19 protein-coding genes and 1 riboswitch are annotated in these 24,471 nt (G+C 63.1%); of the genes, 10 read left to right on the top strand and 9 right to left on the bottom strand.

Annotated features, from left to right (window positions below):
* Nucleotides 1-70: 70 nt before the first annotated feature.
* Both D886_RS0102830 and D886_RS0102825 read right to left on the bottom strand, forming a co-directional pair.
* Nucleotides 71-457: an MAPEG family protein gene (locus D886_RS0102830; RefSeq protein ID WP_027592456.1), complete on the bottom strand. Its 387-nt coding sequence runs from the start codon at nucleotides 455-457 to the stop codon at nucleotides 71-73.
* 28 nt (nucleotides 458-485) lie between these two features.
* Nucleotides 486-1,319 carry an EamA family transporter gene (locus tag D886_RS0102825; protein WP_027592455.1) on the bottom strand — a complete coding sequence of 278 codons (834 nt, stop codon included), beginning with the start codon at nucleotides 1,317-1,319 and terminating at the stop codon, nucleotides 486-488.
* 261 nt (nucleotides 1,320-1,580) lie between these two features.
* Here D886_RS0102825 and D886_RS0102820 point away from each other — a divergent pair, with 261 nt between their 5' ends.
* Complete coding sequence (locus D886_RS0102820) at nucleotides 1,581-2,816, top strand: sodium:proton antiporter (protein WP_027592454.1); 1,236 nt, start codon at nucleotides 1,581-1,583, stop codon at nucleotides 2,814-2,816.
* Nucleotides 2,817-2,954: 138 nt separating this feature from the next.
* On the opposite strand, the gene D886_RS0102815 is transcribed toward D886_RS0102820, so the two are convergent.
* Nucleotides 2,955-3,356 (bottom strand): acyl-CoA thioesterase, encoded by a 402-nt coding sequence (locus tag D886_RS0102815; protein ID WP_027592453.1) that lies wholly within the window; start codon nucleotides 3,354-3,356, stop codon nucleotides 2,955-2,957.
* Nucleotides 3,357-3,535: 179 nt separating this feature from the next.
* A riboswitch (S-adenosyl-L-homocysteine riboswitch) is annotated at nucleotides 3,536-3,632 on the top strand.
* 20 nt (nucleotides 3,633-3,652) lie between these two features.
* Between D886_RS0102815 and ahcY the strand changes: the two genes are divergently transcribed.
* The 6 genes from ahcY (at nucleotide 3,653) to D886_RS27390 (ending at nucleotide 11,865) form a co-directional block, all read left to right on the top strand.
* A complete protein-coding gene (gene ahcY / locus D886_RS0102810) occupies nucleotides 3,653-5,062 on the top strand; it encodes an adenosylhomocysteinase (protein WP_027592452.1) in 1,410 nt (469 codons plus the stop codon).
* 137 nt (nucleotides 5,063-5,199) lie between these two features.
* Nucleotides 5,200-6,045, top strand: coding sequence for a methylenetetrahydrofolate reductase [NAD(P)H] (metF, locus tag D886_RS0102805; RefSeq protein ID WP_027592451.1), 846 nt, complete (start codon nucleotides 5,200-5,202; stop codon nucleotides 6,043-6,045).
* Nucleotides 6,046-6,138: 93 nt separating this feature from the next.
* Nucleotides 6,139-7,215: a hypothetical protein gene (locus tag D886_RS0102800; RefSeq protein ID WP_027592450.1), complete on the top strand. Its 1,077-nt coding sequence runs from the start codon at nucleotides 6,139-6,141 to the stop codon at nucleotides 7,213-7,215.
* A gap of 52 nt (nucleotides 7,216-7,267) precedes the next feature.
* On the top strand, nucleotides 7,268-8,056 hold the full coding sequence (locus D886_RS0102795; protein ID WP_027592449.1) for an ABC transporter substrate-binding protein: 789 nt from the start codon (nucleotides 7,268-7,270) through the stop codon (nucleotides 8,054-8,056).
* A 218-nt stretch (nucleotides 8,057-8,274) separates the two neighbouring features.
* Entirely contained in the window at nucleotides 8,275-10,161 is a 1,887-nt protein-coding gene (locus D886_RS0102790; RefSeq protein ID WP_027592448.1) for a DEAD/DEAH box helicase, read from the top strand.
* A 150-nt stretch (nucleotides 10,162-10,311) separates the two neighbouring features.
* Complete coding sequence (locus tag D886_RS27390) at nucleotides 10,312-11,865, top strand: M60 family metallopeptidase (RefSeq protein ID WP_159455776.1); 1,554 nt, start codon at nucleotides 10,312-10,314, stop codon at nucleotides 11,863-11,865.
* A 71-nt stretch (nucleotides 11,866-11,936) separates the two neighbouring features.
* Here D886_RS27390 and D886_RS0102780 read toward each other — a convergent pair whose 3' ends face one another.
* The 3 genes from D886_RS0102780 to D886_RS0102770 all read right to left on the bottom strand — a co-directional run bounded on the left by D886_RS0102780 (nucleotide 11,937) and on the right by D886_RS0102770 (nucleotide 15,208).
* Nucleotides 11,937-12,515, bottom strand: coding sequence for a YceI family protein (locus D886_RS0102780; RefSeq protein ID WP_027592446.1), 579 nt, complete (start codon nucleotides 12,513-12,515; stop codon nucleotides 11,937-11,939).
* Nucleotides 12,516-12,546: 31 nt separating this feature from the next.
* The gene (locus D886_RS0102775) at nucleotides 12,547-13,098 is read right to left on the bottom strand and encodes a cytochrome b (protein WP_027592445.1); all 552 of its coding nucleotides are present in this window, start codon (nucleotides 13,096-13,098) and stop codon (nucleotides 12,547-12,549) included.
* 223 nt (nucleotides 13,099-13,321) lie between these two features.
* Nucleotides 13,322-15,208 carry a flavin monoamine oxidase family protein gene (locus tag D886_RS0102770; RefSeq protein WP_027592444.1) on the bottom strand — a complete coding sequence of 629 codons (1,887 nt, stop codon included), beginning with the start codon at nucleotides 15,206-15,208 and terminating at the stop codon, nucleotides 13,322-13,324.
* A gap of 209 nt (nucleotides 15,209-15,417) precedes the next feature.
* On the opposite strand from D886_RS0102770, the gene D886_RS0102765 reads away from it, so the two are divergent.
* The 3 genes from D886_RS0102765 (at nucleotide 15,418) to D886_RS0102755 (ending at nucleotide 18,241) form a co-directional block, all read left to right on the top strand.
* Complete coding sequence (locus tag D886_RS0102765; RefSeq protein WP_027592443.1) at nucleotides 15,418-15,906, top strand: hypothetical protein; 489 nt, start codon at nucleotides 15,418-15,420, stop codon at nucleotides 15,904-15,906.
* A 79-nt stretch (nucleotides 15,907-15,985) separates the two neighbouring features.
* Complete coding sequence (locus D886_RS0102760) at nucleotides 15,986-17,392, top strand: adenosylmethionine--8-amino-7-oxononanoate transaminase (RefSeq protein WP_027592442.1); 1,407 nt, start codon at nucleotides 15,986-15,988, stop codon at nucleotides 17,390-17,392.
* A 129-nt stretch (nucleotides 17,393-17,521) separates the two neighbouring features.
* Nucleotides 17,522-18,241, top strand: coding sequence for a 16S rRNA (uracil(1498)-N(3))-methyltransferase (locus D886_RS0102755; RefSeq protein WP_027592441.1), 720 nt, complete (start codon nucleotides 17,522-17,524; stop codon nucleotides 18,239-18,241).
* A gap of 8 nt (nucleotides 18,242-18,249) precedes the next feature.
* Here the strand turns inward: D886_RS0102755 and D886_RS0102750 are convergent, their stop codons facing one another.
* From D886_RS0102750 to D886_RS0102740, 3 genes are all read right to left on the bottom strand, one after another.
* Nucleotides 18,250-18,867: a hemolysin III family protein gene (locus D886_RS0102750; protein WP_027592440.1), complete on the bottom strand. Its 618-nt coding sequence runs from the start codon at nucleotides 18,865-18,867 to the stop codon at nucleotides 18,250-18,252.
* A 185-nt stretch (nucleotides 18,868-19,052) separates the two neighbouring features.
* Nucleotides 19,053-19,526, bottom strand: coding sequence for a chemotaxis protein CheW (locus D886_RS0102745; RefSeq protein WP_027592439.1), 474 nt, complete (start codon nucleotides 19,524-19,526; stop codon nucleotides 19,053-19,055).
* Nucleotides 19,519-24,462, bottom strand: coding sequence for an Hpt domain-containing protein (locus tag D886_RS0102740; RefSeq protein WP_027592438.1), 4,944 nt, complete (start codon nucleotides 24,460-24,462; stop codon nucleotides 19,519-19,521). The genes D886_RS0102745 and D886_RS0102740 overlap by 8 nt, the downstream gene beginning before the upstream one ends.
* Nucleotides 24,463-24,471 lie beyond the last annotated feature (9 nt).

Raw genomic sequence — 24,471 nt, 5'->3', positions numbered from 1 at the left:
TTGTGAAAACCTTCCAGGCTGCGCTAAACCTTGTGGGAGCGGGTTTACCCGCGAAGAGGGCAACTCGGTTTCAGGCGGAAACCACGAAAAACGCCACGATCAACGCCAACCCGGCAAACCACACCACTGACCGCAATGCCGCCCAGTCCGCCAGGTAGCAGATGATGTAGAGCAACCGGCTGGTGATGTACATCACGCCCAGCACGTCCTGCGTCACCTGCTCGGCATTGCCGACGATATCTGCCACCAGCACGGCCGCCGCAAACGCGGGAAACGCTTCGTAGCTATTCTGCTGCGCCGCGTGGGCTCGGCGTGGCAGGCCCGATAGCGTGTCCAGGAAGGCACGCGGATCGTGATTGTCCTTGAGGCCGAAGCGGCCACTGCTCACTTTGGCGATCAATGCACAAAGCGGCGGCAATACCAGGGCAATCAGGATGCACCACAGGGCAACGGTCATGGACAGCACTCCTTGTTCAATCGAAAGGTTAGAGCTTCATTACCAGCATGCCTGCCAGCACCAGCCCGCAAGCTAGGAGTCTTGGCCCGCCAAAAGGTTCTTTGAGGTAGCGCATACCCAACAGCACCACCAGGATCACGCTCAATTCCCGCAGCGCCGCCGCCTCGGCCACCGACCCCAGGTGCATGGCCCACAGCACCAGGGCATAACTGAACAGCACGCAAAGCCCTACGGCCAACCCCAGCCGCCATTGGGTTCGCCAAAACAGCACAAACGGTGCCCGGCGCGCCACACTGGCCAGCAGCGGGAAGGGCCAGGCACTGAGCAAGGTCAGCCATACCAGGTAGTCCCAAGGCTTGCCCCACAGCCGCACCGCCTGGCCGTCGAACCAGGTGTAGCAACCGATGCACAGGCCAATCAGCGCCACCACGGGCAACATCGACCAAGGCAGCCGATCACCACCGCCCCCCTGCCACAGCAGGCACGCCATGCCACACGGAATGAGCAGGATGCCGATGATCTGCTGCTGGCTCAGCGATTCCCCGGCAAAGGCCAGGGTCAAGCCCAGCACCACCAGCGGCGACAGCCCGCGCATCAGAGGATAGACCAGCCCCAGGTCGCCAACCCGATAGGCCTGGATCAGCAGATAGCGGTACAACTGTTCGGCCAGCGCCGAGGCGACCAACCAGGGCCAGATTTCAGCAGGAGGCACCTCGACAAAGGCCACGGCCAGCACGGCAAAAGCCAGCGCGACCGTATCCATGCTGGCAATCACCAACAAGCGCTCGCCGCTGAATTTGATCAGGGTGTTCCAGGTCGCATGCAGGAGGGCGGCGACCAATACCAGGGAAGTTGCCAACACGCCTTCAAGTCCTTGTGACGTTATTGAGGCACGAATATATCGTCTTCAGTCTGGTGTGCGTATGTCGGAAGATTTTCAGCGCTTACGAAATCGGGCGCCGCGCGGGCGGCGCATCTCAAAACCATCGCACAACTCAAGCCCTACATATGAACGATTCCAACAATTCTGGTCAAAGGTGTGCCCCGAAGCCCTCGCCAGGTCATCAAAGAACTGCCCGAGTCATTCGGGTACGACTTGGAAGCCACTGTTACAGGATTTGGGATGCTTGAATTAGTTGCCGCGTTTATCTGCCTCACCACCCTTCTCACCTACGTCAACTACCGCTTCATCGGCCTGCCACCCGCCATTGGCGTGATGGTCACGGCACTGCTGTTCTCGTTGATGCTGCAAGGGCTTAGCCTGATTGGCTTCCCTGGCCTCGAAGAGCGCGTCGAAGGCCTGATGAACCAGATCGACTTCAACGATTTGCTGATGCACTGGATGCTGGCATTCCTGCTGTTCGCCGGCGCCTTGCACGTCAACCTCTCAGACCTGCGTAGCTATCGCTGGCCGATCGGCCTGCTGGCGACCATCGGCGTACTGATCGCCACCGTGGTGATCGGCTACCTGTCGCACTGGGTGTTCGCGATGTTTGGCTGGCAGGTTCCGCTGATCTACTGCCTGCTGTTCGGCGCGCTGATCTCGCCCACCGACCCGATTGCCGTGCTCGGCGCATTGCGGACCGCCAATGCCTCCAAGCCGCTGAAAACCACCATCGTCGGCGAATCGCTGTTCAACGACGGCACCGCGGTCGTGGTGTTCACCGTGCTGCTGGGCATCATCCAGCTCGGCGAAACCCCCAGTGCCTATGACACGGCGGTCCTGTTCGCCCGCGAGGCCATTGGCGGCGTGGTGTTCGGCGGCGTGATCGGCTACGCCACCTACCGCATGATCAAGAGCGTCGAGCAGTACCAGGTCGAGGTCATGCTGACCTTGGCGCTGGTCATCGGTGGCTCGGCAATGTGCTACGAACTGCACGTTTCTGCACCGATCGCCATGGTGGTCGCCGGCCTGATCATCGGCAACATGGGGCGCAACCTGGCGATGAACGACATGACCCGGCGCTACATGGACGGTTTCTGGGAGTTGATCGATGACATGCTCAACGCCCTGCTGTTCGCGCTGATCGGCCTTGAGCTTCTGCTGCTGCCGTTCAACTGGATGCACCTGGCGGCCGGCGGGGTGCTGGCACTGGCGGTCCTGCTGTCGCGGCTGCTTACCGTGGCCCCGGCAATCTTGCTGCTGCGCCGCTGGCGGAGTGTGCCGAAAGGCACCGTGCGGGTACTGACCTGGGGCGGCCTGCGCGGCGGCGTGTCGGTAGCGCTGGCACTGTCGCTGCCGCTGGGTGAGGAACGTGACCTGCTGCTGTCGATCACCTACATCGTGGTGTTGTCGTCGATCCTGGTGCAGGGGCTGAGCATCGGGCGGGTGGTGCGCAAGGTTAGCGCCCAGCCCTGAAAACAAGGGGCCGCTTTGCGGCCCTTTCGCCGGCAAGCCGACCCCCACAGGGCTTTGCGAAGGCCTTGTGGCTGCAATGCGCCTAACCTGTGGGAGCCGGCTTGCCGGCGATGGGGCTGCTGCGCAGCCCCCAGCAATCTACTCCACGGCGCTGTCCGGGAACTGGTCCTGGACGTATTTGATCTCGGTGCGCCCGTGAGCCGCCGGCATGCCATCTTCGCCGAGGTTGACGAACACCATCTTGTCGACGGTCAGGATGCTCTTGCGGGTGATCTTGTTGCGCACTTCGCACTTGAGGGTGATCGAGGTGCGGCCGAATTCAGTGGCGGTGATGCCCAGTTCGATGATGTCGCCCTGGCGTGAGGCACTGACGAAGTTGATCTCCGACATGTACTTGGTCACCACACGCTGGTTGCCCAGCTGGACGATGGCGTAAATCGCCGCTTCTTCGTCGATCCAGCGCAACAGGCTGCCACCGAACAGGGTGCCATTGGGGTTGAGGTCTTCGGGTTTTACCCATTTGCGGGTGTGAAAGTTCATCGGTACTCCTAACCTGCTTGGCTAACGTGCATTCATGATGGCAGAGCGGCCGTCGCCGCTCCATTGAACATCGACTATCGTCTCGATTAATCGACAGAAAACCTTGGGCGAAGGTCCCTGTCGCGGCTATAATCCTGCCGCTTCACTTGGCCACCCGCAGCGGCGGCCATGCCCGCCACCTGTCCGAGGGGCGCTGCAGCAGGCTAGGCCTGTCAGGCTCGGATGGGGCGTTGTCCGCTCCTGCGGACGCTCAACGCACAACGGCGCCCATTCGCACACTACGAATGGAGGCTCTCATGAGCGCTGTAAACACGCCTGCTGGTTTTACCGATTTCAAAGTCGCTGACATCTCCCTGGCTGCCTGGGGCCGTCGCGAAACCATCATCGCCGAATCGGAAATGCCTGCACTGATGGGCCTGCGTCGCAAGTACCTCGCCGAGCAACCGCTCAAGGGTGCGAAGATTCTGGGCTGCATCCACATGACCATTCAGACTGCCGTGCTGATCGAAACCCTGGTTGCCCTGGGTGCCGAAGTGCGCTGGTCGTCCTGCAACATCTTCTCCACCCAGGACCAGGCCGCTGCCTCCATCGCTGCCGCCGGTATCCCGGTGTTCGCCTGGAAAGGCGAAACCGAGGAAGAGTACGAGTGGTGCCTGGAGCAGACCATCCTCAAGGATGGCCAGCCATGGGACGCCAACATGATCCTCGACGACGGCGGCGACCTGACCGAACTGCTGCACAAGAAGTACCCAGCCGTTCTGGACCGCGTCCACGGTGTCACCGAAGAGACCACCACCGGCGTGCACCGCCTGCTGGACATGCTGGCCAAGGGCGAGCTGAAAGTCCCGGCGATCAACGTCAACGACTCGGTCACCAAGAGCAAGAACGACAACAAGTACGGCTGCCGTCACAGCCTGAACGACGCCATCAAGCGTGGCACCGACCACCTGCTGTCGGGCAAGCAAGCCCTGGTGATCGGCTACGGTGACGTGGGCAAGGGCTCGGCCCAGTCCCTGCGTCAGGAAGGCATGATCGTCAAGGTCACCGAAGTTGACCCGATCTGCGCCATGCAAGCCTGCATGGACGGCTTCGAGCTGGTCTCGCCGTTCATCGACGGCATCAACAACGGCACCGAGGCCAGCATCGACAAAGCGCTGCTGGGCAAGATCGACCTGATCGTCACCACCACCGGTAACGTCAACGTCTGCGACGCCAACATGCTCAAGGCCCTGAAGAAGCGTGCCGTGGTCTGCAACATCGGCCACTTCGACAACGAGATCGACACCGCCTTCATGCGCAAGAACTGGGCCTGGGAAGAGGTCAAGCCGCAGGTGCACAAGATCCACCGCACCGGCGCTGGCAGCTTCGACCCGCAAAACGACGACTACCTGATCCTGCTGGCTGAAGGCCGCCTGGTGAATCTGGGTAACGCCACCGGTCACCCAAGCCGCATCATGGACGGTTCGTTCGCCAACCAGGTGCTGGCACAGATCTTCCTGTTCGAGCAGAAGTACGCCGACCTGTCGGCCGAGAAGAAAGCCGAACGCCTGACCGTTGAAGTGCTGCCCAAGAAGCTCGACGAAGAAGTGGCCCTGGAAATGGTCCGCGGCTTCGGCGGCGTGGTCACCCAGCTGACCCAGCAGCAAGCCGACTACATCGGCGTGACTGTCGAAGGCCCGTTCAAGCCACACGCGTACCGCTACTAAGCGGCAAGCGCCCGGCGGCATGCCGGCGGGCGCTTGTAGTCGTTTAATCTTGATCGATGCCCAAGCCAGGCCGGCCCCCACCGCCCTGGCTTTTACTTGCAGCGTGCGGCTCATGGCCTGCAGCTGAGGAAACAGAGATGTCACAAGAACGCCGCTACAGTTTCGAATTCTTCCCGACCAAGACCGATGCCGGTCACGAAAAGCTGATGGGCGTTGCCCGCCAGCTGGCCACCTACAACCCCGATTTCTTCTCCTGCACCTACGGTGCCGGCGGCTCTACCCGCGACCGCACACTGAACACCGTGCTGCAGCTGGAGAGCGAAGTGAAAGTACCTGCCGCACCGCACCTGTCGTGCGTCGGCGACACCAAAGAAGAGCTGCGCGCCCTGCTTGCCGAGTACAAGGCTGCTGGCATCAAGCGCATCGTCGCCCTGCGCGGCGACCTGCCTTCCGGCATGGGCATGGCCAGCGGCGAGCTGCGCTACGCCAGCGACCTGGTCGAATTCATCCGCCAGGAAACCGGTGATCACTTCCACCTGGAAGTGGCGGCCTACCCCGAGATGCACCCCCAGGCCCGCAACTTCGAGATCGACCTGGCCAACTTCGTGCACAAGGTCAAGGCCGGTGCCGACAGCGCCATCACCCAATACTTCTTCAACGCCGACAGCTATTTCTATTTTGTCGAGCGTGCGCAGAAACTGGGCGTCGATATCCCGGTGGTGCCCGGCATCATGCCAATCACCAACTACAGCAAGCTGGCCCGGTTCTCCGACGCCTGCGGCGCCGAGATCCCGCGCTGGATCCGCAAGCAGCTGGAAGCCTATGGCGACGACACCGCCAGCATCCAGGCCTTCGGCGAAGAAGTGATCACCCGCATGTGTGAACAACTGCTGCAAGGCGGCGCACCGGGCTTGCACTTCTATACGCTGAACCAGGCCGAAGCGAGCCTAGCGATCTGGAACAACCTGAAGCTGCCTCGCTGAAACTTTTTGGCAATATCTGATTAAGAAATGATTAAGGCTTTGGTCATAGACTAAGGCCTTATTTATTTTCGGGTTAAACAGGTCTTGCCTGACATGCAGCATCCTCAGCCATCGCGCCCTCAGCTCGTCTACCTGGCTTTCGGCCCGGCCACCTACCACCAGGAAGCCTGCTTCAGCATCGTCAGTGCCCTTGCCCACCTGGACGTATCGGCAGGCGAGGCGCTGGATATTCAGGTCTACACCGACAACCCGGCGCCCTATGCCAAGCTGCCGGTCACGCTGCACCTGCTCGACGCCGCCACGCGCGCGGCGTGGAATGCCCCGCATGGTTATCACTTTCGCAGCAAGCATGTGCTGCTGCGTCAGGTGTTGACGCAGCATGCAATGGCGGTGCTGATCGATACCGACACCTTCTTCCGTCAGTCACCGATGCGGCTGTTCCAGCGGGTCGCGCCTGGCCACCTGCTGTGCAACGCCATCGGCGGGCGCTACGGCGCCAACCAGAAATGCCTGCTGTACAAGAACCTGCTGTCCGTCCTCCAGGCCCAGGGCCTGGCCGATTGCCAGATGCCCTTGATCAACTCGGGCGTGATCGGGCTCACCGCCGAAGACGCGCAGGCACTGGACCACTCCATCGCCATGATGGACCAGTTCTACCCACTGGCCCGCGAGGCCTACACCCTCGAAGAGTTCTGCCTGGCCGTGGCGGCCTACCGCAAACTGCAGCTGGCCGAGTGCACCGACGTCATCCACCACTACTGGAGCCGCAAGGCCCAGTTCCGCGCCAAGATCCAGGCCTGGCTGCGCAAACACGGCGACACTCCGTTGAGCGAAGCTGCACTGGCCGATGTCGCACGGGTCAACGATCAACTGCCGCGGCCGCCGACCCTGCATCGGCTGGGCTACAAGGCGTTGAGCCTGACCCTGCCCAGCCACGAGCGGCAATTTGCCCGCGAATTGCTGTATGGCAGCTACCCCTACCCCAACGAGTTCGACCGGGCCTGTGCATCGGCCTGGTGGGACAAAGCCCTGGAGAACTTCAATGCGCGCAACGGCCGCATCCAGCCCGAACAGCTGCGCCAGTGCCTGCGTCACCCGGGCCTGCGCCTGTCACTCGGGGCACAGCGCAAGGCTATCGAAGCGCACCTGCTCAAGTCGGCGCAGGCCTGAACAGCCGCCGCTTCACTGGCCTTGAGCAGGCCGAGCGCGTAATCTGCGGGCCATGTTCGCCACCACCCGATTGATCTGGATCCTGCTGCTCGCCTGCCTGAGCCCGTTGGCTCTGGCCGAACGCCTGCGCCTGGTGTCCGACGACTGGGCACCGTATGTGTACCAGCAAGATGGCCAACCTCGGGGCATCGACTACGAAGTGACCACCCAGGTATTCAAGCGCCTGGGGGTAGAGGTGGAATGGCAGTTCCTGCCCTGGAAGCGCTGCCTGGCAATGATCGAGCAAGGGCTGGCCGACGGTATTGTGGATGTCTTCCAGCTCGACACGCGCAGGCCCTACCTGGTCTACCCAACGGAGCCCATGTCGGATGTCGAGTTCGTGCTGTTCCAGGCCCGCAGCCGCCGTCATGCCGTCACCGGCCTGGACGATCTTGCGGGCCTGTCCGTCGGCACATCGCCCGGCTACACCTACGGCGCCGCATTCAACGATTCGCCGCGTTTTCGCCGCGAAGCAGCCCCTACCCATGAAGCCAACTTCGGCAAACTGCTGCTGGGCCGTATCGATTTGCTGATTACCGACCGCAGGGTTGGGCGCTACCTGATGCGCCAGCTGGGCCTTGAACAACGCATCGAAGAGCTGCCCTGGGTGGTCAGCCGACAGACGCAATACCTGGGGCTGACCCGCAAACCCGGGCGCGAGGCACTGGCCCAGGCGTTCTCCGAAGAGTTGCAACGCTTCAAGCAGGAACCCGCCTACGCCGCCATCAGCCACCGCTACATAGGCGACATCGGAAACATTCTCAACGCCGTTGAGCAGCAGGAAAGCAGCACGTCGCGATAGCTCTGTTATACTCGGGCCTTCCCGCCAGGCTTACGCCCGGACGCTCGGCCTAGCAACAGGCATCCCGATCGGCAACGACGCACCATAGCGTCAGCCCTCCGCTTCCTGGATGTGCAGTGAAAGCCAAGCTGGACCGGACGCGATCGCATCTCACCGATGCCCGTCGCGCCAGGCAGAACATCCCAACGGGCCCAGCCCACACGAGAACAGGATTGCCCATGTCCTTTGCTTCCCTCGGTCTCTCCGAGGCTCTTGTCCGCGCTATCGAGGCTGCGGGCTATACCCAGCCGACTCCGGTGCAACAGCGGGCTGTTCCCGCCGTGTTGCAAGGCCGTGATCTGATGGTCGCCGCCCAGACAGGTACTGGTAAAACCGGCGGTTTCGCCTTGCCGATCCTCGAGCGCCTGTTCCCGGGTGGCCACCCTGACAAGTCGCAGCGCCATGGCCCACGCCAGCCTCGCGTACTGGTCCTGACTCCGACCCGCGAGCTGGCCGCCCAGGTGCATGACAGCTTCAAGGTCTATGCCCGTGATCTGCCGCTGGTCAGCGCCTGTATCTTCGGCGGTGTCGGCATGAACCCACAAATCCAGGCCATCGCCAAAGGTGTCGATGTTCTGGTCGCGTGCCCTGGCCGCCTGCTCGACCTGGCTGGCCAAGGCAAGGTCGACCTGGCCCACGTCGAAATCCTGGTCCTCGACGAAGCCGACCGCATGCTCGACATGGGCTTCATCCATGACGTGAAGAAGGTCCTTGCCCGCCTGCCGGCCAAACGCCAGAACCTGCTGTTCTCGGCCACCTTCTCCAAGGACATCACCGACCTGGCAGACAAGCTCCTGCATAACCCGGAGCGCATCGAGGTCACCCCACCGAACACCACGGTCGAGCGCATCGAGCAGCGCATCTACCGCCTGCCCGCCAGCCACAAGCGTGCGCTGCTGGCACACCTGATCACCCAGGGTGCCTGGGAACAGGTGCTGGTCTTCACCCGTACCAAGCATGGCGCCAACCGCCTGGCCGAATACCTGGAAAAGCACGGCCTGACCGCCGCCGCGATCCACGGCAACAAGAGCCAGAACGCCCGCACCAAAGCCCTGGCCGACTTCAAGGCCAACGCGGTACGGGTACTGGTTGCCACCGACATCGCCGCCCGCGGCCTGGACATCGACCAGTTGCCCCACGTGGTCAACTTCGAGCTGCCCAATGTCGAGGAGGACTACGTCCACCGTATCGGCCGTACGGGCCGTGCCGGCCGTTCGGGTGAGGCCATTTCCTTGGTCGCGCCTGATGAAGAGAAGCTGCTCAAGAGCATCGAGCGGGTCACCAAGCAGAAGATTGCTGACGGCGACCTGATGGGCTTCGACGCAAGCCAGGTCGAGGCCGAGAAGCCGGAAGTGCGCGAACGCCCGCAAAACGCCGGCCGTGGCGGTCGCAACCAGCCACGCGGCGAAGGCGGCAAAGACGCCAACGGCGGCCGCAAAGACAAAGGCAAGGACAAGGGCAAGACCCGGCAGCACGCTGCCGAGAAGCCTGCCGAGAAGGAAAAGGCGGGCGACAAGCCGCAACAGCGCAAGCCGCGTGACAACAAGCCACGCCAGCAGCAAGCCAGCCAGAACAGCACACCGAAAGCACCGGCCGACCGTGCCCCGGACGAGTTCCTGGATGACGAAGTCGACAACTTTGGCAACCGCGCTGACTACGTCAGCCCGTACCAGGGCAAGAACCAGGGGCGTAACCGCCGTCCTGGCGGTGGCACTGGCGCAGGTCAAAACCAGGGCCAAGGTGCGGCGGCTCCGCGCAGCAACAACGGCGGCCAACCTCGCACGGGTGGCCAGCCACGCAGCGCCAGCGGCGAGAAACGCCCACCGCGCAACAACGCGGGCGGCGGTGCACGCCGTGACAACAACGGTGGTGGTCGCGGTCGCCCGGCGCGCGATGATGCTGCGCGCCAGGAACCTGCAGTCCGCAGCTCGCGTGAGCCGCAGAACCAGCCAGTGATCATCCGCAAGGAATCCAAGCTCGATCGTTACCCAACGCCTGAGCAACTGGACGATCTGCCAAGCCGCCCACGCGGCGAGCGACCAGCGCTGCTGACGCGCAATCGCTGACATTGAAGTGATCTATGCGGTGGGCTGCTGAACAGCCCACCGGATAGCTTTATCCGAATGCTCCCCCTCCCGCAACCTATCAGTCCTGCGAGTTTTGTCATCGTTTCATTGCGCTCATCGTAATTGCTCAATCCCCACTGAGTAATAGAAGTGCGTAATACAGAAACCCAGCAGCACAGCAACGCGCAACGTGCACTCGTCGACTGCATCGACGCCGACGCCCTTGAACAAATCGCAGTTTCAAGACCGCTGATAGAAACACTTTCGTTGAGAGCGGGTTCCCGCATCGATGTGCGTGGCAGCACGTCAGCTAGAAAGGGCGCAGTCGAAGCCTTTTCAGAAAACCGATGGAAAGGCATCGCCAGTGTGAAGCCCGATGGCACGTTTCATAATGGCGATCTTCCAGCGAGTTACCTCAACAGCAAAGACACCATTCTGGTTCGCATCGTCGATGGCGAAGCCTCCATTCCTGTCCTTGCCAACAGCTACTTCGTCCACCCACGCTCGGTCTGGGTCACTCCGACTCCGACTAAACAGGCAGATCGACAAGCCTATCGATGGCTACTTCAATGGGCCGATTACAAACCCACCGGCTACAAGCTTCCGGCGAACACCCGCGCCTCGGTCTTTCTGGAGGGTGATGATTGCAACGTTACCCTGACGATCGGCATTCAGGGCCTGGCGCAGCAAGCGGACCGCAGCCAGCAAACCCAGAACATGCGCGAGCATCGTCTGCAGCGAGGGGAAAACATACTGCCCCTCGACCCACTGGGCGGCGTGGTACATATCCGCAATAACGGCAGTTCGGGCTGCCGAGTGATTTTCGACGAGGCGTTTCAACCCATTCCGTACTACGTCCTCGACCAGACGCCGCCTTCGGACTTTCTAGCAATGCTATTGCACTGTGACGCAGTGTCCGAGGTACAGCTTGTCGGTGACCGCGTTGCCATTTCTGCCTACACCGACACCTTCAATCGGTTTGCGATTGACGATGTCGCCGAAATTGTCCGCTCCCATCAAGAAGTGCTGAGCATCCAAGCCCAGGCCTGCGGCCTCGACGGCTCATCGCCAAGGCATAGGCGTAGCGATATGTGGATACACGCTGTGGAGGCAGCGTCGACGATCAACCCAAGCGCAACGACGGGATTAATCCTTCTGCCGCATAGGCGTGACCCTGGCAACGAATACATGTGCGCATTGCTTGCAGGTGAAGCCCACAAACGCTGGGTGACGCTGCATGAGTACGGCCATCACTTTCAGAACGTCGTCAATGCCGTCGCACCCATGTTCCGCGAGAACTCGGTAAACATCTACGCGCTTGCAGTCGGGCGCGTTCACACACACGAATACACCGACATTCTCCCTACTCGCTGGCCGGCGCTGAAAGCGTGGCTGGCCAAGCCCCGCGACCAGAAGCGATACATGGAGTCCCCAGACTCCCTCGCCATTTTTGAACAACTCAGGAAGGGCTTCGGCGACCACTACCTGCCCGCCTGGGATCGCTACATTCGCGACAATCCGCAATGCCCGGGCGACTTGACTGGGTTCGCCACTTCCCTGTCCCTGGTCGCAAAGTGCAACCTCGCTGATTATTTGGCGGATTGGGGCGTCATCACGGTAAACGATGCCACATGGCACGCCCTGCAGGCCTTGGGCCTTCCAGCGCCTGCGGCGGGGTTGACTGACTTGGTCCCGTATCTCTGACACTGCAAAGCAAAACGCCGGGGATGAGCGTCAATCGCTCATCCCCGGCGTTTTTATTGAAATGAAGCGAATTACTTCTGCTTCACGCCTTCAAGGCTGATATCCAGGTCCAGAGTCTGCGAAGTCGCGCCTGGGCCTTTGATGCCGAAGTCGTTCAGGTTCAGCGTGGTGGTGGCATTGAAGCCAGCACGTTCGCCGCCCCATGGGTCTTTGCCCTCACCGTTGAAGGTGGCCTTGAAGGTGACCGGCTTGGTCACGCCGTGCAGGGTCAGGTCACCGGTCACGTCGGCAGTCTTCTCACCGGTCGATTTGACGGCGGTCGACACGAACTTGGCGTCCGGGTACTTCTTCACGTCCAGGAAGTCTTTGCTGGCGATGTGCTTGTCACGCTCGGCGTGATTCGACCACAGGCTGGCAGTCTTCAGGTCGACGTTGATCTTGCTCGCTTCAGGCTTGGCGCTGTCCCAGCTGAAGTTGCCGTCGAAGTCCTTGAAGGTACCGTGAATGAAGCTGTAGCCCAGGTGGCTGATCTTCCAGTCGACGAACGCGTGCTGGCCTTCCTTGTCGATCTTGTAGTCAGCGGCCATGGCCTGGCCAGCGGAGAACAGTGCAGTACCGAGCGCCAGAGCGGCAAAAGTCTTTTTCAACATCCTTTCTATTCCTTGCAATTGAGGTTGAGAGTCAAGCTTTGCGGCCCAGCATACGGATCAGGGTCGCGTCACGGTCTATGAAGTGGTGTTTCAGTGCTGCCAGGCCATGCAGCACGGCAAAAATCACCAGGCCCCAGGCTAGCCAGAGGTGGATCACCCCAGCCAGGTCCGCCTGATCAGGCAGGTCGCTGACCAGAGCCGGTATTTCGAACAAGCCGAATACCGGAATACCGACGCCGTCGGCAGTGGAGATCAAGTAACCGGCGATCATCACCGCGAACAGCCCCACATACAGTGCCAGATGGCCCAGCTTGGCGGCCACGCGGGTGAGTGCCCCGTGGTTGGCCGGTGCCGGCGGTGGCGGGCTGATGAAACGCCAGAGTACGCGCAGCAGCATCACTGCCAGCAGCACCAGGCCGATGCTCTTGTGCAGGTCAGGGCCCGACTTGCGCCAAGGGTCGTAGTAATCCAGGCCGACCATCCACAGCCCCAGGCCAAACAGGCCGAAGACTGCCAGCGCGACACCCCAGTGCAGGATGATGCTGACCACGCCGTAGCGAGAAGGTGAATTGCGCAGTTGCATGTTGGCGTGTTTCCCCGTGAAAGCTGTGCACAGACTAACGCGTAACGTATCGAATAAAAGCGGAAAAAATTGCTTCGGATTATCGAGAAATCCGATGGATATTGTGAAAGCTTCCTATTAAGGAAACATTAACGATAGTCGGTGAGTTCAGGGTTGCCAGTGCCGGCCTCTTCGCAGCACAAGGCTGCTCCTACAGGAGGAAGAGGCTGGCACTGTCGATCAATCAACCCGCCTTGGCCTGGGTATTGGCCACTGGCTTCTTCGCGGGCTCTGATTTGACCGTGGCCTTTTTTGCTTCAACAGGCTTGTGCGCCTGTTTAGCCGCCGGCTTGTGTGCCGGGGCATGCTTGGCAGGCGCGGTTTTGGTCGCGGCAGGCTTGGCAGCAGCAGGTTTTACCGCGGTTTCATTGGCCACAGGCGCCGGTGCAACCGGCTCTGGAGCGGCCTGTGGCGCCGGTGCCGGGGCCACTTCGTCGGCCTTGGCAATCGGCTGGGCTTTCACCTCAGGCTTGTCAGCCCCACCAAACAGGCGCTTGAAGAAACCTGGCTTGTCCTGCTTGGCCTCCTCTTTCACCGGCTCGACCTTGGCAGGGGCTTTTTCCACCTTGTCGCTCTTTTCAGCCTTGTCGGAAGCACCACCGAACAGGTTGGAGAAGAACCCGCCCTTGTCTTTGGCCGCTGCGGCGCCTGCTGCGGCTGCCGCCACAGGCACTGCCTTGGCCGGGTCGAACGACTTGCCGGCCAGCAGGTCCTGCACCTGGCCCGCCGCGCGTTGACCGCTGCGCAAGGCGCCTTCCAAGGTGCCTGGGTAGAGGGCGTCAGTGTGCTCACCGGCGAAGCTGATGCGCTGCACCGGGCGCTCCCACAGGCGCCAGTACTTGCTGATCTGCCCTGGGCCGTAGGCCAGGTAGGCGCCACCGGTGCCAGCGTCAGTGCTGTAGCGTTTCACTTCGTAGCCGGTGAACGAACCGCGGGCCTGTGGATAAAACGCATGCAGGCGGATAAGCACCTGGTCGACCATCTGCTTGTCGCCAAATGCCTGCAGCAGGCGGGCGTTGTCGCCGGACAGGTTGATCACCACGTTGGCCCCGCCCTTCAGCGCCGGCTCGATCCACAGCATGCCCAGGCCTGCGTTACTGAAGATTTCGCCGGACATACGGGCCCGGCTTTCCCACACCGGCTTGTTGAACTTGAGCATCAGCTGGTCGCGCCAGCCATAGTTGGTGCCCTTGAGCGCGGCCAGGTGCTGGCTGTCCAGGCCCGGGGTCATCTGGATCTTGGCCAGGGCGCGCAGCGGCACGGCCATGACCAGGTAATCGGCCTGGTAGCCCACGCTGCCAACCTTGACGGTGACGCCGTCCTTGTCCTGCACGATGGCAGTGACCGGCGAGCTGGTCTTGATGGTTTTCAGCTGCTTGACGAACGCCTGGGCTAACACCGGGCTGCCACCGGGCAGGCGCGCGGCACGCAGATCGCGGTCGCTGACACCACGGTAAACGCGGTTCTGCTGAGCGAAATACAGCAGCGACAGGCGCGACGGCTCATCGTAACGGCTACGGATCTGCTGGTTGACCAGCTGACGCGCGGTGGCTGGCAGTTGCAGCTTGTCGAGCCAGGAAGACACGTTGATCTGATCGAGGGCGAACAGCGTGCTGGTCGCCTGCGGGTTCAGCGGGTCGTCGATCGAACGGGCCAGGTCGTCGAGGGTTTTCTCGTAGCGCTTGAGCGCCTCGGCAGTGGCGGGCTGCTTGGTGGCAAGGTCCGTCGCACTGAAGTACTCACCGTCGATCAGGTAGCCCGGCGTACGCACGAACTCTGGCGCCGGCAGTGTTTCAAGTTTGAAACGGTCGAGGTACTGGTTGAGTACCGGCTGTGCCTTGGCGTTGCCGATCCACTCACTGGTGGCCAGGCCCGAGCGACCGCCCATACCCGACTTGGCCTCCAGCAGCGTCACCTGCCAGCCCTTGCTCTGCAGTTCATAGGCTGCAGTGAGGCCCGCAAGGCCCCCACCCACCACGATAGCCGTAGGTGTTTTGTCCTTTGCCAGCGCGGCACCGCTGGACACACCAATCAATACCAACGCGCACAGGCGCACCCAAGCAGCAGCCATGTCGGCGAACTCCGAGTCAGACGTTACAGAAAAATAGGGAGGCAGGAATGCCCCGAGGCGATGCGTTAAGAATACGTCAGCTCTGCCAACCCTGCCAGCACGGCGACATCAAGTCCTTTTGGCAACTGACATTTTTGCCAGTAGCCGTGTCACACGCATGCAGGCGATGCTGGCGACAATCGCCAAAAGCCCATCAGGAGGGCCTGCGCATGATCTTCGAGGAGCATTTCACCGGTGTCGTGCCACAGTTTCTCAGGTACCAACAGCCACTGGATATGCCATCAGGCCTCACCATTCACTCCAACAGCACCTCCTGGTCGGGCTTCGAGGCGTTCAAGGGCGAGGATGGCACTGAGTTGGTCATAGGCGAACACTCTGAAGTCCAGATTGCTTTTACAGAGGAAGTCGAAAGCTTGTGGCTGGAGTACTACGTGGTGAGAGATTTTCCCTACGATAACGTGCACATGCTCTTTGATGCTCAGAACCATTACTACGACATGCTCGTTCCGGCACCTCGCAACTTCTATTGGCTCACCGTCGAAGGCAGCGACTACCCGGGCCTTAGGCCCGGCCCTATTGTCACCCAACCTTGTGAACAAGTGATCGACGGCCCCTTCCGCCGCCTGACCATCTCCACCTCGCAGGCCGGCACGGTGCACATTCGCAAGCTCGAATGGACCGGTACCCGACGACAATGACTGCCAGCGGTTGTGGTGCCCTCCAGCTTTGCTTAGGCTTACGCGGTCCAAGCCAGCAGCAAAGCCAGGAGAAGTACCCATGGGCCTCAACGATCAGTGGATGCAACGTGACCTCAAGGTCCTGTGGCACCCCTGCACCCAGATGAAAGACCACGAGCAACTGCCGCTGATCCCGATCAAGCGTGGTGAAGGCGTGTGGCTGGAGGACTTCGAAGGCAAGCGCTACCTGGACGCCGTGAGCAGTTGGTGGGTCAACGTGTTCGGCCATGCCAACCCGCGCATCAACCAGCGCATCAAGGACCAGGTCGACCAACTGGAGCACGTGATCCTGGCCGGTTTCAGCCACCAGCCGGTGATCGAGCTGTCCGAGCGCCTCGTCGCCATGACCCCGGCCGGGCTGGACCGGGTGTTCTACGCCGACAACGGCTCATCCTGCATCGAAGTCGCGTTGAAGATGAGCTTCCATTACTGGCAGAACATCGGCAAACCCGAGAAGAAGCGTTTCGTTACCCTGACCAACAGCTACCACGGCGAAACCATTGCCGCGATGTCGGTAGGCGACGTGCCGCTGTTCACCGAAACCTACAAGGCGCTGCTGCTCGACACCATCAAGGTGCCCAGCCCCGATTGCTACCTGCGCCCTGAAGGTATGGGCTGGGAAGAACACTCGCGCAACCTGTTCCAGGCCATGGAGCAAACCCTGGCCGAGCACCACGCCACCATCAGCGCGGTGATCATCGAGCCGCTGATCCAGGGCGCAGGCGGCATGCGCATGTACCACCCGGTTTACCTCAAACTGCTGCGCGAAGCGTGTGACCGCTACGGCGTGCACCTGATCCACGACGAAATCGCCGTGGGCTTCGGCCGCACCGGGACGATGTTCGCCTGCGAACAGGCCGGCATCCGCCCAGACTTCCTGTGCCTGTCCAAGGCACTGACCGGGGGCTACCTGCCGCTGGCCGCGTGCCTGACCACCGATACCGTGTACCAGGCCTTCTACGACGACTACCCGACCCTGCGCGCGTTCCTCCACTCGCACAGCTACACCGGCAACCCGCTGGCCTGCGCCGCAGCGCTGGCGACCCTGGATATCTTCGAACAGGACAACGTGATCGAGGCCAACAAGGCCTTGTCCGTGCGCATGGCCACGGCCACCGCGCACCTGGCCGACCATGCGCATGTCGCCGAAATCCGCCAGACCGGCATGGCCCTGGCCATCGAGATGGTCCAGGACAAGGCCGGCAAGGTTGCCTACCCCTGGCAGGAGCGCCGAGGCCTGAAGGTCTTCGAGCACGCCCTGACCCGCGGCGCGCTGCTGCGCCCGCTGGGCAGCGTGGTGTACTTCCTGCCGCCGTATGTGATCACGCCCGAGCAGATCGACTTCCTCGCCGAGGTGGCCAGCGAAGGCATCGACATCGCCACCCGCGACAGCGTCAGCGTTGCCGTACCGGCCAACTTCCACCCCGACTTCCGCGACCCGGGCTAGGCCCGAAAGCCCACTGCCGACCCTGTGGGAGCGGGTTCACCCGCGAATGCGATGTTGCCCCCACCTTCGCATTCGCGGATGAACCCGCTCCCACAGGCTCACATGATCCCTTTTCGTCCGAGCAGAACCATGAGACTGTCCCGCTTCTTCATCGACGCCCCCCTGAGCCTTGGCGAGCATGACCTGCCCGAAGCCCAGGCCCATTACATCGGCCGCGTGCTGCGCATGGCCCCAGGTGACGCCGTGCAACTGTTCGACGGCAGCGGCCAGGAATACCGTGGCCAGTTGCTCGAAGTCGGCAAGAAAACCGTGCGCGTGACGCTGGACCAGGCCCTGGCTGGCCAAGCCGAATCGGCGCTGCACATCCACCTTGGCCAGGGCCTGTCCCGTGGCGAGCGCATGGATTGGGCCATTCAAAAGGCCACCGAACTGGGCGCCAATGAAATCACCCCGATCGTCAGCGAGCGCTGTGAAGTGCGCCTCAAGGACGAACGCGCCGACAAGCGCCTGGCCCACTGGCGCCAGGTGGCTATCAGTGCCTGTGAACAGTGCGGCCGGTCGAGCCTGCCCGTGATCCACCCGCCGGTGACGCTGGCCGAATGGATCAAAACCACCGAAGCCGACCTGAAACTGGTCCTGCACCCGGTGGCCGAACCATTGACCAGCCACGAAACACCGTCACGCCTGGCCTTCCTGATCGGCCCCGAAGGCGGCCTGAACGACGCTGAAGTCGACCAGGCCAAGGCCGCCGGCTTCCACGCCGCGCGCCTCGGCCCACGCGTGCTGCGCACCGAAACCGCGCCAGTGGTGGCACTGTCGGTGGCACAGCAGTTGTGGGGCGATTTTTAACCCGGCGCCTAAAGTACGTAGAACGACACGGCGATGAAGTGCAGCAGGCTGCCGGCGATCACGAACAGGTGCCAGATGCCGTGCCAGTGGCGAAAGCGGCTGTCGAAGGCAAAGAAGATGATGCCCACCGTGTAGAACACCCCGCCGGCCGCCAACCAGGCGAAACCGGCGGTACCGAGGCTGCGCAGCAGCGGGTTGACCGCCACCAGGACAATCCAGCCCATCACCGCATAGATGATGATCGACAGCACCCGCGCCTCGGAGCGGGGCTTGATCTCCTGCAGCATGCCGATCACCGCCAGCCCCCAGACCACCCCGAACAAACTCCAACCCCAAGGCCCGCGCAAGCTGACCAGGCAGAACGGGGTGTAGCTGCCGGCGATCAGCAGGTAGATCGACAGGTGATCGAGCTTGCGCATGATCACCTTCGCCCGCCCACGCGTGCTGTGGTAGAGGGTGGAAATGCTGTAGAGCAGCAACAGCGTGCCGCCGTAGATGGAGAAACTGACGATCTTCCAGGGGTCGCCTTGCAGGCCCGCGACGACGATCAGCCAGATGGCACCGATGCAGGCCAGAATGGCGCCGACCAAGTGGGTCCAGGCGTTGAAGCGTTCACCGTAATACATGCAAACACAGACCTCCTGTGAGGGGCTGGGTTCCAAAAACCTGCGCGGTCCTCTGGTAATCCAACCCTTTGTAGGAGCGGCCTTGTGCTGCGAAGAGGCCAGTGATTACACAGTAGATCTGCGCAGCGTTTTGCGGCCTCTTCGCAGCGCAAGGCTGCTCCTACAGGGACCGCGCTATCCGCAGCCTATCCTGCGAGAGGTTGCAGATCCGCGTCACGCACCAGCCGTTCCAAGGCCACCAGGTCCGGCACCCGCGCCACCTGCTCGCCCACCTGCACCGCCGCCAGCTCCAGGCTGCCCAGCGCCACATCCACATAATTGAGCTGGCTGTCGAGCTTGCACGAGCGTGGAATGTCCTGCAGCAGCACCGCCAGGTAGCGCAGCCCGGTATCGCCCAGGGCATTGAGCACCACGATGCGCGCGCGCTCGCCACACGGGGTTTCGCCGCCGCATGCGGCCTCGAAGCCGATCAGTGGCAAACGCTGCTTGCGCCAGTCGATCCAGCCCAGGTGCCAGGCGGGCTCGCCACGCTGGCACACCAGGTTGCGCTGGCCAAACAGTTCGGCCACGGCGACATTGGGCAAGACCAAGGTACGGTCGCCCAAGGGCAACAACAGGCCGGTAAGGCTGCTGCGCTGGCCCGAGATCAGTTCAAGCATGGGCTTGGCTCCAGTGGGCGATGCTCTGCAGCAACACAGACTCCTGGTAAGGCTTGCCCAGGTATTCATTGACACCAATGGCCATGGCCCGGTCGCGGTGCTTCTGCCCGGTGCGCGAGGTGATCATGATGATTGGCAAATCCTTCAGGCGCTCGTCGCGTCGAATGCGCGTGGCCACCTCGAAACCGTCCATGCGGGGCATCTCGATGTCCAGCAGCAACACATCCGGCCGATGCTCTTCCAACTGCGCCATGGCATCGACCCCGTCCTTGGCAGTGAGCACGCTCATGCCATGACGCTCCAGCAGCCGGCTGGTGACCTTGCGTACGGTGACCGAATCGTCCACCACCATCACCAGCAGTGACCGGCGCGGCGCCGGGCCGAACAATTGCCGCTGGGCATCGCCGCCGCCCGGCAAGCGTGCCAGGCGCCGTTGCTGGCCACGCAACTGGCCCAGCAGGTCGAGAATCAACACGACCCGGCCGTCGCCCAACAAGGTCGCGCCAGACAACCCAGCGACCGCAGCGAATTGCGGGCCGAGGCTCTTCACCACGATCTCCCGGCTGGGTGACAGGCTGTCAGCCTGGATGGCGAACGACTGCTCCTGGGAGTGCACCAGCAGCACCGGCAGCGGCACGCTTTGCCCAAGCAGGCTGGGCCGTGGCTGGCCTTGCAGCAATTCACCCAGGTAGCGCAGGTCGTAGGTGTGGCCTGCGTAGACGTAACGCGGGGCATCCAGTTGGTAGCACGCCGCCAGCTCCGCAGGCGGCACGCGGACAATGCCTTCGATGGTATTGAGCGGGATCGCGTACTGGTCCTCGCCCAGGTGCACCATCAGCGCGCGGTTGATCGACACCGTGAACGGCAGGCGGATCAGAAAGCGTGCGCCCTTGCCCTGGGCCGACTCGATGGTCATCGAGCCCCCCAACTGCTTGACCTCTTCGTGCACCACGTCCATGCCCAGCCCACGCCCGGAAATCTGGGTGATCTTCTCGGCGGTGGAGAAACCGGGGCGCAGGATGAACTGCAAGACCTCGTGATCGCTCAAGTGCGCCTGCGGGTCCAGCAGGCCACGCTTGATCGCCTTGCGCCGCACGGCCTCCAAGGGTACGCCGGCGCCATCGTCGGTCATCTCGATGACGATGTCGGCGCCTTCGTGCAACAGGTTCAGGTGAATCGTGCCGTGCTCCGGCTTGCCGGCAGCCAGGCGCGCTTCGCGGCTTTCCAGGCCATGGTCGACGGCATTGCGCAGCATGTGCTCCAGGGGCGCCACCATGCGTTCGAGCACGCTGCGGTCCAGCTCACCTTCGGCATTGCCCACCACCAGTTCAACCTGCTTGCCCAGCTCGCTGGCCACCTGCCGCACCACGCGTTGCAAGCGCGGCACCAAGCGTTCGAAGGGCACCATCAGGGTCGCGGTCAGGCCTTCCTGCAACTGGCTGTTCACCCGCGCCTGCTGCTGCAACAGGCCGTAGGCTTCCTGGGCACGCTGGGCCAGGGTTTCCTTCAGGTCGAGCAGGTCGGAGGCAGACTCGAACAGGGCCCGCGACAGCTGCTGCAGCTGCGAGTGGCGGTCCATTTCGAGGGGGTCGAAATCGTCGTAGGCATCGCTCTCGAACGGCTGCCGGCTCGAGATCCGCCCTTGGGTCTCGACATCCAGGCGCAGCAGCTGGTCACGCATGCGCTCCAGGGTGGTTTCCATTTCGTTGAGGGTGAACTGGGCGTCGTTGACCTGCTGCTCGATGCGGCCACGGATCACCGAATGCTCACCGGCCAGGTTGCCCAGGTCGTCGAGCAGTTCGGCATCGACCTTGACCATGTCGCCGGCTGCCCGCTCCGGCGCGGCAGCAGGCACTTCGAGGGCCGAAGCCTCGACAGCACCTTGGCCCGCCGCGCTGTCGGTCAGGGCCGCACTGCTGAAGTTGCGGATGTAGTCGATCAGCGCCGTGGCGGCATGCAGCGGCTGCCCCAGGCGCACCGCATCGAGCATGTGTGCCAGGCGGTCATGGCAATTTTGCAACAAAGCGAACAACGGCGGGCTCGGCGGCAGGCGGCCGGCAGCGAGCAGTTCGTAAAGAAATTCCAGCTCGTGGGCCAGGTCGCCGATGGCGGCGATCTCGACCATGCGGGCACCGCCTTTGAGGGTATGCAGGTCACGCAGCAGGTTATCCACCTCGACACTGCTGCGTGGGTCGGCCTGCCAGCGCGCCAGGGCCGCAGCGGCGCTTTCGACGATGTCCGAGCTTTCTTCCAGGAAGACTTCCAGCAGCTCCTTGTCGCCTGGGCTCTCAGGCTCTTCAGTCAACGGCTCGCCCGCTGGCGGCAGCGCCAGGTTGCGCGACGGCCCCAGGCCAAGGTCCATGTCGGGGTGCAACGGGGTGACCGTATCAATGCCCACAAGGCCCGTGGCCTCAGGTGCCAAGGCCTGCGCCAAGAGGCTGCGCAAGCTGTCGATCAGCGCCGGCCTGGGCGAAATCTCCTGCCCGGCGGCCACCTCGTCGAGCATGTCCAGCAGCGCCTCATGGCCTGCCTGTGCCTGGGCGAAAAAGCGTGCGTCGGCGGCCAGGCTGCCCTCTTCCACGGCACCATAGACGTCGAGCAGGGCCTCGCAGACATCGTCCATCTGCCACAGGTCAGCCAGGTGCGCCGCGTGGCCCAGGCTGGTCAGCTCATCGAGCAGGGTGTCCAGCGCCTGGCGCTGCCCCGGCTGCTCTTGCCAGCGCGACAGCAACGACTCGGCGTCGAGCAGAATGTCCATGGCCTGGGCCAGGAAGCTGGCGGTCAATTGCGGGTCGCGCTTGTTGCGGCGCGCATGCTGCGGGTCTTCATGCAGGGTGGCCAGGCGCACATCCACCGCCTGGCCCACTTGTTCGATCAATTCGGCGGCACCCGGGATGGCCGCCAGCGGCGTGCTGTCCAGCTGTGCCAGGCCCAGGTGGAACAATGAACGCCCGGCCTCCAGCCATTCGATCTCCGCCACTTGCAGGGGCAACTGGTGGCCCTTGTACTCACGCGCCAGGCGGTCGAAGGCGGTGGCCAGCTCGGCGACGGGCATCACGCCTGCCATGGCGGCGCTGCCCTTGAGCGTGTGCAAGGCGCGTTGCAAGCTGTCGCTGACCGGGGTGTCGTGGCCGTCGGCGCCCTGCAAGAATGCCTCGAGGCTGGCCAGGTGGCCGTGTGCCTCGCTGCGGAAGATGTCCAGCAGGTGCGGATCGAGGCCATCCACCTCAGCAGCGGGTGGCGCATCGTTTTCGGCCAGGGCATGCAGATGCCCGGCCAGTTGCTCGATTTCGGTCAGCTGCGGTAACTGCCCGGCGGCAAAGTCGGCCAACAGGTCAGGCAGGTGGACGAACACTTGCTGCAAGGCGACCACCCCTTCCGGGGTGAGCACGCTTCGGCCTTCGAGCATTCGATTCAGCAGATGCTCCGCGCCCCAGGCCAGCTCGGCCACCGCCTCGGCATGCACCATGCGCCCGCTGCCTTTGAGCGTATGCAGCGCACGGCGCACTTCCAGCAGTGCCTCGCGCTGCTGGTTGTCGGCTCGCCAGCGCAGCCAGTGGCGCTCGATTTCCGGCAGCAGTTCACCGGCCTCGTCGAGGAACACATCGCGCAGCTCATCGTCGATGCCATCGCCGTAGTCTTGTTGGCCGAAGCCGGTTTCGCTGACCGCGCAGGCCACGCCCAGTGCCGCCAGGCTGGCGCGCGCCATTTCGATGAAGGGCTGAGCATCGGCAAGCGGGTCGGCCACCCGCCATTGCAGGTAGCATTCGGCTGCGCTCAAGGCATCGGCCAGGTGCGCCAGCTCATCGGCTGGCGGCTCGACGTCTAGGTGCTGCAACCAGCGTTGCACGTAGCTGGCGCAGCCGGCAAACACGTCGGCAGGGCCCGGCAGCATCAGCATTGCCAGCGCCCCGCGCACTTGCTGCAGCAGCCCCGGCAGCGGCTGCAGGCGCTGCCGGGGCCAGTCGGACTCCAGGCAATCACCAATCAAGTCCTTGGCCTGCTGCAGTACGGCCAGCGACTCGCTCAGCACCAACTGGCGGATCTCGGTGAGGTCTGAGCCCGGCATCCCGCCCTGCCCGCTTTCTTCCAGCGGGCCGACCATGCCATTGAGGGTCGCCTCCACATACAACAGGGCGCCCGCCACATCCATCAAGACCGCGTCATCCACCGAGCCCTCGCCGGGGGCCAAGGCCTGCAGCGCCAGCACCTGGTCGATGATCACCCGCCGCGGCTGCTGGAAGCCCAGCACTGCCAGGGTGTCGGCGACATGGCGCAACGGTGCGAGCAGGGCTTCGGACTGTTCGCTGTGCTGGCGGTCGCCGCGCACGAACTGGTCCAGGCGTTCCTTGATGCGCATCAGGTCGTCGCACAGCGCGCTCACCACCGAGCGCAGGGCATCGCGGCCGGGCCCGGCCTGCATCTGTTCCCGCCAGTTGCCCAGCGACAGGTCAAGGTTGGCCAGGTCATCGGAGCCGGCAAAGCGCTGGGCAGTGCCACTGATGAGGCTGGCCTGGGCCAGGGGCTCCACGCCGCGGCAGGCGCGCAGCTGGTTGAGCAACGGCAGCATCACCAAGGGCAGGTCGTGGCGCGCGCCGCGCAGGCGTTCCAGGTACGACGGCAGTTGCTCCAGGCCACGGAACAGCGCCCCCAGGCAGTCGCCGCGTGGGCTGACCTGGCCCTCGGCCAAGGCCCGGGCGAACAGCTCCAGCTCTTCAGCCAGGCGCGTCGCACCGCGCAACTCGAGCATGCGCAGGCAACCGTGTACCTGGTGCAGGTTGTCGACCACGAAGGCCAGCATGGACAGATCGCCCGGCTCGCCAGCAAAGCGCTCCAGGGCCTGTCGCGCCTGGCCCAGGCAGTCGAGGATGGCAGCCTTGGTCCAGGCCAGCGCTACCGTTTCGTGGCGCTCGGGGCTTACAGCGGCAGAAGCCATGGGCATTCC

Origin of the sequence: Pseudomonas sp. LAIL14HWK12:I7 (assembly GCF_000483465.1) — a bacterium.
GTDB lineage: Bacteria > Pseudomonadota > Gammaproteobacteria > Pseudomonadales > Pseudomonadaceae > Aquipseudomonas > Aquipseudomonas kermanshahensis.
Note: the sequence above shows the minus strand (reverse complement) of the source record. Positions and strands in the feature narration are given on the sequence as shown.

Excerpts from the sequence above, each read along its gene's own strand:
- D886_RS0102750 (WP_027592440.1), bottom strand. The coding sequence starts at position 18,867 with ATGTATTACGGTGAACGCTTCAACGCCTGGACCCACTTGGTCGGCGCC.
- D886_RS0102740 (WP_027592438.1), bottom strand. The coding sequence starts at position 24,462 with ATGGCTTCTGCCGCTGTAAGCCCCGAGCGCCACGAAACGGTAGCGCTG.
- D886_RS0102830 (WP_027592456.1), bottom strand. The coding sequence starts at position 457 with ATGACCGTTGCCCTGTGGTGCATCCTGATTGCCCTGGTATTGCCGCCG.
- D886_RS0102745 (WP_027592439.1), bottom strand. The coding sequence starts at position 19,526 with ATGCTTGAACTGATCTCGGGCCAGCGCAGCAGCCTTACCGGCCTGTTG.
- D886_RS0102780 (WP_027592446.1), bottom strand. The coding sequence starts at position 12,515 with ATGTTGAAAAAGACTTTTGCCGCTCTGGCGCTCGGTACTGCACTGTTC.
- D886_RS0102790 (WP_027592448.1), top strand. The coding sequence starts at position 8,275 with ATGTCCTTTGCTTCCCTCGGTCTCTCCGAGGCTCTTGTCCGCGCTATC.
- D886_RS0102765 (WP_027592443.1), top strand. The coding sequence starts at position 15,418 with ATGATCTTCGAGGAGCATTTCACCGGTGTCGTGCCACAGTTTCTCAGG.
- ahcY (WP_027592452.1), top strand. The coding sequence starts at position 3,653 with ATGAGCGCTGTAAACACGCCTGCTGGTTTTACCGATTTCAAAGTCGCT.
- D886_RS0102800 (WP_027592450.1), top strand. The coding sequence starts at position 6,139 with ATGCAGCATCCTCAGCCATCGCGCCCTCAGCTCGTCTACCTGGCTTTC.
- D886_RS0102760 (WP_027592442.1), top strand. The coding sequence starts at position 15,986 with ATGGGCCTCAACGATCAGTGGATGCAACGTGACCTCAAGGTCCTGTGG.
- D886_RS0102770 (WP_027592444.1), bottom strand. The coding sequence starts at position 15,208 with ATGGCTGCTGCTTGGGTGCGCCTGTGCGCGTTGGTATTGATTGGTGTG.
- metF (WP_027592451.1), top strand. The coding sequence starts at position 5,200 with ATGTCACAAGAACGCCGCTACAGTTTCGAATTCTTCCCGACCAAGACC.
- D886_RS0102815 (WP_027592453.1), bottom strand. The coding sequence starts at position 3,356 with ATGAACTTTCACACCCGCAAATGGGTAAAACCCGAAGACCTCAACCCC.
- D886_RS0102820 (WP_027592454.1), top strand. The coding sequence starts at position 1,581 with ATGCTTGAATTAGTTGCCGCGTTTATCTGCCTCACCACCCTTCTCACC.
- D886_RS0102795 (WP_027592449.1), top strand. The coding sequence starts at position 7,268 with ATGTTCGCCACCACCCGATTGATCTGGATCCTGCTGCTCGCCTGCCTG.
- D886_RS0102755 (WP_027592441.1), top strand. The coding sequence starts at position 17,522 with ATGAGACTGTCCCGCTTCTTCATCGACGCCCCCCTGAGCCTTGGCGAG.
- D886_RS0102775 (WP_027592445.1), bottom strand. The coding sequence starts at position 13,098 with ATGCAACTGCGCAATTCACCTTCTCGCTACGGCGTGGTCAGCATCATC.